The sequence below is a fragment of the Leclercia sp. W17 genome (genome assembly GCF_003336325.1).
GTDB lineage: Bacteria > Pseudomonadota > Gammaproteobacteria > Enterobacterales > Enterobacteriaceae > Enterobacter.
Window position 1 is genome coordinate 2563976 of the sequence record NZ_CP031101.1, and the last position, 12890, is coordinate 2576865.

A 12890-nucleotide genomic window follows, 5' to 3' on the forward strand; every position below is an offset into this window, starting at 1 on the left:
TCACATGCTATGGTAGTACTACACAAAAAGCGTTGAGGAACAGTGACATGATTATTTTAGTTACCGGGGCGACAGCTGGATTTGGTGAAAGCATTACGCGTCGCTTCGTCGCAAACGGCCATAAAGTGATTGCCACAGGCCGCCGTCAGGAGCGTCTGCAGGAGCTGAAAGAGGAGCTTGGCGACAGCATTCTGACCGCCCAGTTGGACGTGCGTAACCGCGCATCCATTGAAGAGATGATTGCCAATCTGCCAGCGGAATGGCGTGACATCGACGTGCTGGTCAACAACGCCGGGCTGGCGCTGGGTCTTGAGCCCGCACACAAAGCCAGTGTGGAAGACTGGGAAACGATGATCGACACCAACAACAAAGGCCTGGTCTATATGACCCGCGCCGTACTGCCCGGCATGGTGGAGCGCAACCGCGGTCATGTGATCAATATCGGCTCGACCGCCGGTAGCTGGCCCTATGCCGGCGGTAACGTCTATGGCGCGACCAAAGCCTTTGTACGCCAGTTCAGCCTGAACCTGCGCACCGATCTGCACGGCACCGCTATCCGCGTAACGGATATCGAGCCGGGTCTGGTGGGCGGTACGGAGTTCTCCAACGTGCGCTTTAAAGGCGATGATGCGAAAGCGGACAAAACTTATGAGAACACCACTGCCCTGACCCCGGATGATGTCACCGAAGCCGTCTGGTGGGTAGCCACGCTGCCCAAGCACGTCAACATCAACACCGTTGAGATGATGCCGGTGACGCAGAGCTTTGCTGGCCTGAGCGTCCATCGCGGATGATCTTTCCCCGCCCGGCCTGCGGGCCGGGTCTGGGATACCGGGTAAAAGAATGGTAGTATTTCCGGGTTAACCCTCTGAGAAATCACATCGAATGGCCGCTGAATCGCAACTTAATCCGACACAACCCGTAAATCAGCAAATTTATCGTATTTTGCGCAGCGACATCGTGCATTGTCTGATCCCGCCGGGAACCCCTTTATCAGAAAAAGAGGTGTCGGTACGTTTTGATGTCTCCCGGCAGCCGGTTCGCGAAGCCTTTATCAAGCTGGCGGAAAATGGCCTGATTCAGATCCGCCCCCAGCGCGGCAGTTACGTCAATAAGATCTCCCTCAGTCAGGTGCAAAACGGCTGTTTTGTCCGCCAGGCCATCGAGTGCGCCGTCGTCCGTCGCGCGGCAAGCCTGGTTGACGATCATCAGTGCTATCAGCTGGAGCAGAATCTGCATCAGCAGCGTATCGCCATTGAGCGTAAACAGCTGAATGACTTCTTCCTGCTCGACGATGAATTTCATCAGAAGCTGGCGCAAATTGCTGGCTGTCAGCTGGCATGGGACACTATCGAGAACATCAAGGCGACCATGGACCGGGTGCGTTACATGAGCCTTAATCACGTATCACCGCCAGAGATGCTGCTGCGCCAGCATCTGGATATTTTCCATGCCCTGGAAAAGCGTGACGCCGATGCGGTAGAAAAAGCGATGACCCTGCATCTGCAGGAAATTGGCGAGTCAGTACAGTTAATTCGTCAGGAAAATAGTGACTGGTTTAGCGAAGAGTAGCCAAAATGAATGCCGCCATGGCGGCGGCATTCGGCAGAGTTAACCCGCGATATAGTGTGCCACCGCGGCTTTCGCCCCTTTCTCCAGCAACATTTGATACGCCGCGGTTACCGCCTCGACAAAAGTCGCATCCTGCGGCAGTTCCTTACCAAAGATCGCCTCGATACCCATCAGCGCCTTCACGCGGGATGCCCCTTCAGCACTGCCTTTTACCGCGGCCTGGATCACCGACAGCAGCGGATCGCATACCTCGATGGCCTCGCCGCGCTCATCCACGCCGCCGACATAACGCATCCAGCCGGCAATCCCCAGCGCCAGTAGCGGGAATGGCTTCTGATGCACCCGGTGCCAGCGCACGGAGTCGAGCATACGCTGCGGCAGCTTCTGACTGCCATCCATCGCGATCTGCCAGGTCCGGTGGCGCAGCGCCGGGTTGCTATAACGGTCGATCAGCAGATCGGCATAACGCCCCAGATCCACACCAGTCACTTTCAGCGTCGGCGCCTGCTCGTTTAACATCAGTGCATGGGCGGCGCGCTTGTAGTTCGCGTCTTCCATGCAGTCGTTGATGTGTTGATAACCCGCCAGATAGCCCAGATATGCCAGGAAGGAGTGGCTGCCGTTCAGCATGCGCAGCTTCATCTCTTCAAACGGAATAACGTCTGCGACCAGCTCGGCCCCGGCTTTTTCCCACGCCGGACGACCCGCAACAAAGTTGTCTTCAATTACCCACTGGCGGAACGGCTCGCAGGCCACACCCGCCGGATCGCGCACGCCGGTAATCTCTTCGATTTTGTTCAGCGTGTCGGCAGTCACGGCAGGCACAATACGGTCGACCATGGTTGACGGGAAAGTGACGTTGGCTTCAATCCACTCCGCCAGCTCAGCGTTGACCGCGCGGGCATAGGCGCAGGTAACGTTGCGCATGACGTGACCGTTCTCCGGCATATTGTCGCAGGACATCACGGTGAAGGCTGGCAACCCGGCGTTTTTACGTCGCGCCAGCGCTTCCACCACCACACCAACAGCGGAAACAGGCTGATGAGGATTCTTTAGATCGGCGGCGATCATTGGATGATCCAGCATCAGCTGCCCGGTCGCCGGGGCGTGGCAATACCCTTTTTCGGTAATGGTTAATGAGACGATCGCCACCTGCGGTTCACACAGGGCGGACAGCACCGCTTCAAGACCATCCACCTGCGCGTGCAGCGCCTTTTTGACCACGCCAACGACCCGCGCTGTCCATGCATCCGCGGACATTTCAGCAACGGTGTAGAGATTATCCTGGGCTTTCAGATCGGCTATCTGCTGCTCACCGCCGATCAGATTGACTTCGTAATAGCCCCAGTCACTGCCGTGTTCGGCGGCGAGGATATCGCTATAGACCGCCTGATGCGCGCGGTGGAAGGCACCAAATCCCAGGTGCACGATGCGTGATTGCAGGTTATCCCGGTTGTAGTGAGGAATCGTAGCTTGCGCCTGTAATAACGGATTATTCATGATAGTACTCGTTAATGTGATTAAGCGATGAATCCGGGCCGGCTTGACTCCCTGACCCGGCTTACTAACCCAACTAGAATGGTAGGTGGCATAAAAAATTCTCTGCCGTTAACCATACTGATTGTTGATACGTCGATATTGATTTACGTTAACTTTTCACCATCTGGTGTGACATCAATGCAAAGTTGTGTGACAACATTCGCTATAAACCGCAAGGTTGTGAACCACTCAACCCACGGTTGTGGCTCTCTCTTTTGGCATCACTGATGCTGGAGCCGCTTCCGTCCAGAGGCTGTCATAGTCATGGCCCGTCAGATCTTCCACGATACGTCGAACATGAGGATCAACCACCGTTTTGGCGCCGTTGGCGCGAAGGCGTTCGACCTCTTCCACGAAGATCTGGTGTGTCTGTTTATTCAGACGGAACGTCAGCGCCTGCCAGAGGGCCAGCATCAGCAGCCCGGCGGTACCGATAAACATCAGCATGGCGATCGTATGAATCGCTTCCGGCGGCTGAACCTGGCTCCCCTTCACGAAACCGCCGCTTTGCAGCAGCAAGCCGACCACAAAGGTGGCGATGTCCACAGTGGTTTTACGGGAGAAAGTCATGACGGCAGCGAACAACCCTTCCCGGCGCTGGCGGCTGACCATTTCGTCAATATCAGGAATGAACGGGAACACGTTCCACGGGGTGAACTCCAGCACACAGCGGCCCACCTGATAGAGTCCGGCGAGGATGAAGAGCGTGGCAACGGTATTCAGCGACGGGATCTGATAGACCGCCAGGAAACCAGCCAGACAGAGCATCATCAGGGCATAGGCGAAGACATAGAGCCGGGCCGGACCATATTTGATGATCCCAAGCCCTGCAATAAGCGTTACCGGCAAGCCCACGATACTCATCGACAGCAGACTTCCCGCCAGCGATGACGAGACGTTAAGGCAGTAGACGCAGAAGAAGACGAACACGGTGTTATAGACATCTTTGCCAGTAAACGACAGGAGATAAATCGCCAGATGCTTTCTGAAGGCGCGGATTTTCAGCGTCGAGGCGTAGGATTTAAACAGATCGATAATGGCGCGCAGTTTGTCAGACAGGCTGCCAGGCATAGCTGACTTTTCCAGTTCCGCCTGCATCTGCGGGGTGAGCTCCCGCTCCCATGTTACTTTCCATGAGATAAAGACGCAGATCATAAACAGCACGGCGAAAATTACGCCATTAATCAGATAGGCGCTGGCGTTCTGCTCGCCAAAATAGCCAATCAGCAGCCCAGGGATAAAGGTCGCCAGAAAGGTGCCGGACGCCGACATAAACATCCGGCAGGTTGAGAGTTTGGTGCGGCCATTAAACTCTTTGGTCATTTCGGAAGGCAAGGTTTCCCAGGGGATGAGGACCATCGCGGCGATGATCTCAAAGGCGAGATAGACCGCCAGATAAAAGGCGTAACTCATGCCATCGAGCCACAGTAAGGCATAGACCAGCATCAACGGCGCGCCAATCAGTAGGAAAAAACGCCGACGGCCAAATTTCTTGCCAAAATAGTTTTTATAAAAGTGGTCCGTTAAGCTGCCCATAAATAAACTGACCACCGCATCAACAATACGGGCAATGGCGACGATCGAGGCCGCTTCAATTGGCGATAAGCCAACAAAGGTGGTGTAGAAAAATAACAGCCATGCGCCAATTACGGTAAACGCGCCGCCACCCATAATATCGGTCAGGCCATATCCAATACTCACCGGAATGGTGACGTTTTTCTTTGCACGAGACATACAGTTTCCTTACCTGAAAAAAAAATCCAGTTAATTTCCGATGCTTCTGTGAAGTTTTTTTATTAGCGTTGATTATCGAGAGGCATAAAAAAAGACTCCCCTGCGTTTACAGAGGAGTCATCAGTCATTACGAGATGGCGCGATGTTTACCGTGAATCTTTAGCGCGGCAGCTTTATCGTCTGCAGCATCTTCCAGCGTACTCAGATCGCGGTCACATACCTCTGGCATCAGCAGGGCTGAGATCAGGCCGATGAAGGAGTAAACCACCACCATCGCCACGATTGGCCACCAGGAGCCGGTCATGTTGCAGAAGATCCCTGCCAGGACCGGACCAAAACCAACCGCAATCAGACCACCCGCCTCTTTTGAAATTGCCATCCGGGTGAAGCGGTTACGGGAACCAAACATCTCGGCCATGGTGATGTTTTCCAGGGCGAACAGTCCCAGCACCGCGAAGTTATGGATAACAATAATCGAGGTCATGATCACGCCAGGGCTGTACGACTTGTCGACAATTATCGACAGCATCGGGTAGGCCAGAATAATGGCGGAAATGCTCAGCAGAATGTAAGGCAGGCGACGACCATATTTATCGGACAACCAGCCCAACAGCGGGATAGTAATAAAGCCGAGAATAGAACTGATCATCAGGGCGTCGGTCGGAATAGCCTTATCAAACAGCAGCGTCTGCACCAGATACCCGGCGAGGAACGTCTGGATCAGGCCGGAGTTACCCGCCTGGCCGAAGCGCAGACCGGTCGCCAGCCAGAAGGATTTGCTTTTCAGCATCCCACCCAGGGTATTTTCTTCAACCGCAGCCTGAACAGGCGCATCGTCGGTATTAACCTGCTCAAATACCGGGCTCTCCTTGAGGTTCATACGCAGCCAGATGGCAAAGATCATCACCACCACGCTTGCCAGAAACGGCACACGCCATCCCCAGGCCAGCAGCTGTTCGCGGTCGAGGGCAAAGAACATCACTGCCCAGATCGCCGTGGCGCTCAGGGTGCCGCAGTTAGTGCCCATCGCCACCAGTGAAGAGATGATGCCGCGTTTCCCTTTCGGCGCATATTCCGCCAGCATCGTGCCCGCACCGGAGATCTCCGCCCCTGCGCCCAGCCCCTGGATAATACGCAGCGTCACCAGCAGCACCGGCGCGAAAATGCCAATTTGTGCATAGGTCGGCAGCACACCAATCAGCGTGGTACAGATCCCCATCATGGTAATGGTGATAAACAGTACCTTCTTGCGTCCGACGCGGTCACCCATTTTGCCGAAGACAAAGGCGCCAACGATACGGGCAATATAGCCCGCCCCATAGGTACCCATCGCCAGAATCAGCGCCATCGCCGCCGACTGTTCCGGGAAGAAGATCTCGTGAAAGACTAATGCCGCGCCCAGCGAATAAAGCTGGAAGTCCATGATTTAAAGCGCTGTTTCAGGTCTTTATGGGATTGTCCTTAATTCCTGAGTATTTAACAGTAACTTGCCGCTGGTGAAATGCATCCATTTGTTCTTTTGCATATCACCTGCGGTACTTTTATGCCCCACCCATGCCCCAAAGAATTTCTTTGCATAATTCCTTCGAGAAATCCCACCCTTCTTTGACGAGGCGAAACTCCCTGGCAGTATCTTTACCGATCCGTTGTATATTTTCAGGGTGCGCAATGCTTCCTTTACCGCAGACCGCTATGTGCCAATAGCGGACGTTGTTAAGCTCATGCAGTATGGATTCACGAAGAACAGACGTTATATTTTGTCCTGATTGACACGGGATGAAAGCTCCTGATGGCTCTCTTTTCGCTCGCTGTAACGATCCGCAAGATAACCGGTTTGTCCCTTAAGCAGCAGTGTGATTTTAAACAGCTCCTCGGCTACATCGACGATGCGGTCATACCATGACGAAGGTTTCATTCGGCCGTTTTCGTCGAACTCTTGCCATGCCCTGGCTACGGAAGACTGGTTGGGGATCGTAAACATCCGCATCCAGCGGCCCAGAATACGCATCTGGTTCACTGCATTGAAGGACTGGGAACCACCGCAGACCTGCATTACCGCAAGTGTTTTGCCCTGCGAAGGACGAACCGCGCCTTCACTTAATGGTATCCAGTCAATCTGCGCCTTCATAACTGCGCTCATAGCCCCGTGCCGCTCCGGAGAACTCCACACCATCCCGTCACACCATCTGACCAGACCGCGTAGCTCGGTGACTTTAGGGTGCGTGTCCGGCGCATCATCCGGCAGGGGTAAACCGGAGGGGTTAAAGAGTTTTACCTCCGCGCCCATCGCCGCCAGCAGGCGACCAGCTTCTTCCGCGGCAAAACGGCTGTAGGAGCGCTCTCTTACTGAACCATACAGGATCAGAATCCGTGGCGGCTCCTGCAGGTGCAGGCGTTCAGCAATGTGTTGATCAAAGCATTCAGTATTCAGGGCAGGAAATTGTTCCATTTTTCTCCTCCGGAGAGAACAGGTGATTTTAAAATCATTATATATGATTTAACATATATGTATTCTAAAGGGAACGGAGAGAAAAATGCTACAACCTGTTCAGCTTTTCAAAATCCTGTCGGATGAAACTCGGCTCGCCATCGTCATGCTTCTCCGGGAGTCCGGAGAACTGTGCGTCTGCGATATCTGTGCGGTCACCTCCGAATCGCAGCCCAAAATCTCGCGACATATAGCTATCCTGCGCGAAGCCGGGCTGGTTCTTGACCGTCGTGAAGGCAAATGGATCCATTATCGCCTGTCACCCCACATACCGGCATGGGCAGCTGAGACAATCACTACGTCCTGGCAGTGTATGCGGGAGGAAGTACGTGAATGGCTGGATAAATCAGCCTGCACCTCCTGCTGAGAAAGAAAAACACATTTACATAATCATATATAACGGAGTCTGAGATGCTTCTGGCAGGGAGTATATTTTTACTGACGCTGGTACTGGTGATCTGGCAACCCAGAGGCCTGAGTATTGGCTGGAGCGCGAGTATCGGGGCTGTGCTGGCGCTGGGAGCCGGTGTCATCCATGTCGCTGATATTCCCGTTGTCTGGAATATCGTCTGGAACGCGACAGCAGCATTTATTGCAGTCATCATCATCAGCCTGCTGCTCGATGAGTCCGGCTTCTTTGAATGGGCTGCACTACACGTCTCCCGCTGGGGTAACGGACGTGGCCGCCTGCTGTTTACCTGGATAGTGTTGCTCGGTGCCGCTGTTGCTGCGTTGTTTGCCAATGACGGCGCCGCGCTGATCCTGACGCCGATTGTGATTGCGATGCTGCTTGCACTGGGTTCAGCCAGGGCACGACTCTGGCCTTTGTCATGGCCGCAGGATTTATCGCAGATACGGCCAGCCTGCCGCTCATTGTTTCTAACCTGGTGAATATCGTCTCGGCGGACTTTTTCGGTCTGGGCTTTACGCAGTACGCCTCCGTTATGATCCCTGTGGATGTGGCAGCGATTGCGGCCACCCTGGTCATGTTGCATCTCTTCTTCCGCAGGGATATTCCGGCCACGTATGACGTTTCGCTGCTGAAGACGCCTGCCAGTGCGATCAAGGATCCGGCAACCGTCAGGGCGGGCTGGATTGTCCTCTTATTGCTGCTTGTCGGTTTCTTTGTCCTGGAGCCGCTGGGGATCCCGGTCAGTGCGATAGCGGCGGCTGGCGCAGCAGTGCTGTTTGTGGTGGCGAAAAGAGGCCATGCCATCAACACCGGGAAAGTCCTGCGCGGTGCGCCATGGCAGATCGTTATTTTCTCGCTCGGCATGTACCTGGTGGTCTATGGCCTGCGCAATGCAGGGCTCACGGAGTATCTGTCGGGCGTGTTAAATCTTCTGGCAGACAAAGGGTTATGGGCAGCGACGTTCGGCACCGGCTTCCTGACGGCATTTCTCTCATCGGTGATGAACAATATGCCGACGGTACTGATTGGCGCGCTCTCGATTGACGGGAGTACGGCGACCGGCGTCGTCAAAGAGGCAATGGTTTATGCCAATGTGATTGGCTGCGATTTAGGCCCGAAAATCACCCCGATTGGCAGTCTGGCAACCCTGCTGTGGCTGCATGTGCTTGCCCGGAAAAATATAAAGATTACCTGGGGATATTACTTCCGTACCGGCATTGTCATGACTGTGCCGGTGCTGTTTGTCACTCTGGCCGCGCTGGCGTGGCGGCTCTCTGTCACTTTGTAATGAGATACTGATATGAGCAACATTACCATCTATCACAACCCGGCCTGTGGCACCTCACGCAACACGCTGGAGATGATCCGTAACAGCGGCAACAAACCGACGATAATTTATTATCTCGATACGCCCCCGACCCACGATGAGCTTATTAAACTTATTTCAGATATGGGAATTACGGTACGTGCATTGCTGCGTAAGAATGTTGAGCCTTATGAGCAACTGGGACTTGATGAAGAGAAATTTAGTGATGAGCAGTTGATTGATTTCATGCTTCAACATCCGATCCTGATTAATCGGCCGATTGTCGTTACGCCGCTTGGCACTCGTCTTTGCCGCCCTTCAGAAATAGTGCTGGATATTCTACCGGAAAGCCAGAAAGGAGCGTTTACCAAAGAGGATGGCGAGAAGGTCATTGACGAAACGGGGAAGCGGGTTAAGTAATCTGCCCACTTCAAAATATCGGGCGCCTGTTTACGTTTTGCGGGCGTCCGCTTTTCGTTCATAGCGGACATTTAAACTCATTAGGGAGTATCATCTGATCCCCCCTAACTACGCATCGCTTCTTACACCGGGCACTTATCACCATCACTATCGACGCTGTTGATGAAGTACGTCACCCTGCCCATAACTTCGACCTCTTCCGCCGCTGGCCCCTCGATCGCCTCGCCGTCATCAGTGATTAACGCTTTCCCCATGAATCGTGCAAATTGTGTCTGTCCGCCATTAAGGATCAGCAGAACCTGCCCTTGGTTAACCGATTTTGATGAAATCAATATGTGATAGGTTTCGGATTGGGCCTGAATGGCTCTAAGGGCTGTAGCAACTATCGGAGGAAGATCTAAACCACCTGCTTAGGCCATCGCCTTTTCCGTGGCTTTGGAATGATGGAGCGGGTGGTAAGCCGGGTACCACATACAGAACATACCGCTCCGTGTGGCTGGTTGTGCACGGGATTGAAGGTGGTGAAAAAGAACCGGTTGCTGCTACAAACAGGACAGATGAATTTCATAACAGATACGACGCTCCCTGGCCGCTGGCTGCACTAAAATCATAATATTTTTATAGAGCTCATAGCGAATCATTGCAACACTTCTTAACATCCTTTTATCGCTCACTGTCTGACCTGCCCTTCCCGCTTCTTCCTGCGCAGTTGAGCCAGTCGAAATGTCTTAAGTCGCGCTGTTAAAGTAATAGCTAATGCTGCCGATATGTTACTTACCTGCGTCCTGAACGCGGGATTGATAACAAAACTAAGGGATTTGTGCCCGTTCCCGTACGGGCTTTTTTGCTCTTCAGCTGCTTCAGGAATAGGTTCACAACCCTAATGACGTTCCGGGTCACACCAGGCGCTCATCAACTGTCTCAAAATATAGATAAGCCCAGAAGGAATTATAAGCGCGGTTAAACCAGCCAGAATAGCCATCGTCATAAGAAACTCCATGTTCTCAGATTTGCTCTTAAGGAATCTTAGAACGTATTTTTCTAGTGTCACTAGGGTCAGGAAATTTTTACTTCAGCACCTGTATTACTTGGTAGGTAAGAGGTGAGCGATCAGCGAAGAAATCGGCAGCTATGCCTATTGATAATTACTGCTGAACATCTGGCTGTTCTGCTGGATCATCCGGCTCCTCTTCCTCTGCTTTCAGCCTTTCGGCCTCAGCTTCTGCCTCCGCCTTCAATTTTGCTTCCAGCACTGCCTGGGCCAGCGCCTCCTCGTTGCGAATCCTTGCCTTCTCCTGCTGCTGGTTCCAGATGCTGTCCATCGGCATCTCAACACGAACAGAGATAAACTGGCCCGCCGGGATATCTACAGGATCGCCGTCTGCCACGCCCTCAATAATGTTCCGTGCAAATTTAGGCGCGCCGGCATGCTCCCGGTGATAGGTTTTAACCATCACCGATCCGTCAGGGTTAACCTCATAATCAAGCCATACCTTCGGCTGCTTATTGCGATCCAGCGGTATCTCAAATCCACCATCGATACCTCCCCAGGCCGCATCTGAATTGAGACCAAGACACCCTTCAATCAGGTACTGCCCGACAGCAATGCGGGTCACTGTGCAGCCTTCTGACTCATCATTTGTAACGACCGAACCATCACCATAAACATTCACAATTGGCGATGCTGTTTTTATAAACCCGTTACCGTCAACAGCGGTGTTTGCTTCCGTCCTGAAGGCATATGCTCTGGAAAAGAAGTCATTTGTGTCCGTGCCCGTGAACCATACTTTATTGCCGCGCGCGGAAATCTTGAATGCGCCGTTGTTACCTGAAGCATCTACCCACGGAACGCAGACAAGCTGTCCGACAAGATCCGAAGCTCCAAGCCCGGATTGCGGCAGATGCCCGCCAAGCGAGACACCGCCGCTGAGGCCCTGAGGAAAATTAAGAATGCCAGCATAGGCGGTTATTCCGCGATAATCGCTGATCGCCTGCATCGCTACCTTGCGCTCACTCTGGAAAACCATGTTGCTGTCGTAAACATCATAGATCGCAGCTGATTTGAGGCCGAGGCCAGTGCGGGCTGTGGCCTGCGTATTCCCGCCTGTACCGCCATTAGCCACCGGAATTACGCTGGCGGATGTGAAGTTTTCATAAACAGCAAATGTGCGGCTACCTGCTACGCCGGACATAACAATGAAATAACTTTTTCCTGATGCCGATTGCGTGAATTGAGTAACCAGCATCACCAGCGCTGTAGTGCCGGCACGACCGCCAAGAACATTGATATTGGTAGGCGATGATGTGCCAGCATAAGCCAGGCCTGATGGAATATTGGTTTGGTTAGATGGCAGGCAAACATGTTGAGCGCCAGGAACAAAGTTAAACGTCTGCCAGTCCAGAGCGGGAAGCATGGCTATTGGCGAACCGATACCCACATCAGCCAGCGCCCCTTTGCCTTGCAGATCCCAGTTCGACCATGTAGTGCCTGAGAGGGTGCGCGTCCACGTCCGGTTAATAAAGGCTGCATTGGTGACAACTGATTTGAATGTCTGAACCACTGAGTTTGTGCTTGACCGTAGTTCAACGGTGCAAATTCCAGTAGGCGTTGCTGTTTGCCCGTCAGGGATCGGCCCATTGGTGACAGCGGATGTAATCGACCAGATCCCAGGAGTTACCAGCACATTCATATCGCCAGTGAAATAGCCTGGCATCGAACTGAACCCCACTGGCAACCATGCGCCCCATGGCCCATCTGTGCCGTTCCATGATCCAGTAAGCGACCGGATGTAAATATTTCCAGATCTAACAGTGTAGCGCTGAGTGCAGCCAAACTGACCACCTTGAATTACTTCCAGCACCCCGACAGCACTATCTTCTGGGAATCCATTGGCAATTGTTGCGCCTGTTGATGAACCCTGACCCCATGAGCCAGAATAAGCTGATGTAGGACCATAATTGTTGAGGTTTGCTCCTGATGGTAACGCCCCACGCCACTGCACCGCCGCATTAACGACTGATGACATCTTCGGCCATGACGGGCCGGTGGCTGTAGTACCGTCTGCCCGCGTAAGGGTCACATCGCCCGGGCCCACCAGTAATTTATCCTGATTGGATATATCGATTTGCGCCTGGCGCAATGCTTCCGTAACGGCTTTTGCTAAATTGTCATCAATCGTGGCCATTCGTGATGTCCTTAAAATGAAAAACCCCGGCTCGGCGGGGTATGAGGATTTGAGTTAGAAAGAGAAGGAACCGGTACCGCGGGTTATGGTTAATGTCGGAGCGGAAATACGCTTACTTACCGTGCCAGTGCCAATCACCGTAATAGTTGCCACAACGACATTGTCAGTAATGCCTCGCACAGCGTGGCGCACAGGCATCCATAGCCCTCCCGTCCCGGAAGGAACGCTGACAGA

Annotated in this window: 8 protein-coding genes and 3 pseudogenes; 5 read left to right on the forward strand and 6 right to left on the reverse strand. The window is 53.3% G+C overall.

All coding sequences use genetic code 11. The features are described 5' to 3' along the window. The first annotated feature begins 47 nt into the window (after positions 1-47). Positions 48-794, forward strand: coding sequence for a bifunctional NADP-dependent 3-hydroxy acid dehydrogenase/3-hydroxypropionate dehydrogenase YdfG (ydfG, locus tag DVA44_RS12530; RefSeq protein WP_114315029.1), 747 nt, complete (start codon positions 48-50; stop codon positions 792-794). Between the two features lie 91 nt (positions 795-885). Further along, a complete protein-coding gene (locus DVA44_RS12535) occupies positions 886-1572 on the forward strand; it encodes a GntR family transcriptional regulator (protein WP_103824467.1) in 687 nt (228 codons plus the stop codon). A 39-nt stretch (positions 1573-1611) separates the two neighbouring features. On the opposite strand, the gene DVA44_RS12540 is transcribed toward DVA44_RS12535, so the two are convergent. The 4 genes and pseudogenes from DVA44_RS12540 to arsH all read right to left on the reverse strand — a co-directional run bounded on the left by DVA44_RS12540 (position 1612) and on the right by arsH (position 7294). Continuing rightward, on the reverse strand, positions 1612-3072 hold the full coding sequence (locus DVA44_RS12540) for a mannitol dehydrogenase family protein (protein ID WP_114387124.1): 1461 nt from the start codon (positions 3070-3072) through the stop codon (positions 1612-1614). A gap of 228 nt (positions 3073-3300) precedes the next feature. Then, the gene (locus DVA44_RS12545) at positions 3301-4845 is read right to left on the reverse strand and encodes an MFS transporter (RefSeq protein WP_114387125.1); all 1545 of its coding nucleotides are present in this window, start codon (positions 4843-4845) and stop codon (positions 3301-3303) included. Between the two features lie 127 nt (positions 4846-4972). Beyond that, a pseudogene (locus DVA44_RS12550) lies at positions 4973-6268 on the reverse strand (MFS transporter); the annotation flags it as partial. A gap of 327 nt (positions 6269-6595) precedes the next feature. Next, entirely contained in the window at positions 6596-7294 is a 699-nt protein-coding gene (gene arsH / locus DVA44_RS12555) for an arsenical resistance protein ArsH (protein ID WP_114315033.1), read from the reverse strand. Positions 7295-7379: 85 nt separating this feature from the next. Between arsH and DVA44_RS12560 the strand changes: the two genes are divergently transcribed. The 3 genes and pseudogenes from DVA44_RS12560 (at position 7380) to arsC (ending at position 9471) form a co-directional block, all read left to right on the forward strand. Then, positions 7380-7700, forward strand: coding sequence for a transcriptional regulator (locus tag DVA44_RS12560; RefSeq protein ID WP_114387127.1), 321 nt, complete (start codon positions 7380-7382; stop codon positions 7698-7700). Positions 7701-7744: 44 nt separating this feature from the next. Continuing rightward, positions 7745-9033: pseudogene (locus tag DVA44_RS12565) on the forward strand (arsenic transporter). A 12-nt stretch (positions 9034-9045) separates the two neighbouring features. After that, positions 9046-9471 carry a glutaredoxin-dependent arsenate reductase gene (gene arsC, locus DVA44_RS12570; RefSeq protein ID WP_114315036.1) on the forward strand — a complete coding sequence of 142 codons (426 nt, stop codon included), beginning with the start codon at positions 9046-9048 and terminating at the stop codon, positions 9469-9471. A 122-nt stretch (positions 9472-9593) separates the two neighbouring features. On the opposite strand, the pseudogene DVA44_RS12575 reads toward arsC, so the two are convergent. Together DVA44_RS12575 and DVA44_RS26035 are read right to left on the reverse strand one after the other, a co-directional pair. After that, positions 9594-9779 (reverse strand): annotated as a pseudogene (locus DVA44_RS12575) (hypothetical protein); the annotation flags it as partial. A gap of 837 nt (positions 9780-10616) precedes the next feature. Then, positions 10617-12656 (reverse strand): pyocin knob domain-containing protein, encoded by a 2040-nt coding sequence (locus tag DVA44_RS26035; protein ID WP_246842281.1) that lies wholly within the window; start codon positions 12654-12656, stop codon positions 10617-10619. Positions 12657-12890 lie beyond the last annotated feature (234 nt).

What these genes read in the sequence shown, in the direction of transcription:
- DVA44_RS12540 (WP_114387124.1), bottom strand. Translation starts at nt 3,072, where the DNA reads ATGAATAATCCGTTATTACAGGCGCAAGCTACGATTCCTCACTACAAC.
- DVA44_RS26035 (WP_246842281.1), bottom strand. Translation starts at nt 12,656, where the DNA reads ATGGCCACGATTGATGACAATTTAGCAAAAGCCGTTACGGAAGCATTG.
- DVA44_RS12560 (WP_114387127.1), top strand. Translation starts at nt 7,380, where the DNA reads ATGCTACAACCTGTTCAGCTTTTCAAAATCCTGTCGGATGAAACTCGG.
- arsH (WP_114315033.1), bottom strand. Translation starts at nt 7,294, where the DNA reads ATGGAACAATTTCCTGCCCTGAATACTGAATGCTTTGATCAACACATT.
- DVA44_RS12545 (WP_114387125.1), bottom strand. Translation starts at nt 4,845, where the DNA reads ATGTCTCGTGCAAAGAAAAACGTCACCATTCCGGTGAGTATTGGATAT.
- arsC (WP_114315036.1), top strand. Translation starts at nt 9,046, where the DNA reads ATGAGCAACATTACCATCTATCACAACCCGGCCTGTGGCACCTCACGC.
- DVA44_RS12535 (WP_103824467.1), top strand. Translation starts at nt 886, where the DNA reads ATGGCCGCTGAATCGCAACTTAATCCGACACAACCCGTAAATCAGCAA.
- ydfG (WP_114315029.1), top strand. Translation starts at nt 48, where the DNA reads ATGATTATTTTAGTTACCGGGGCGACAGCTGGATTTGGTGAAAGCATT.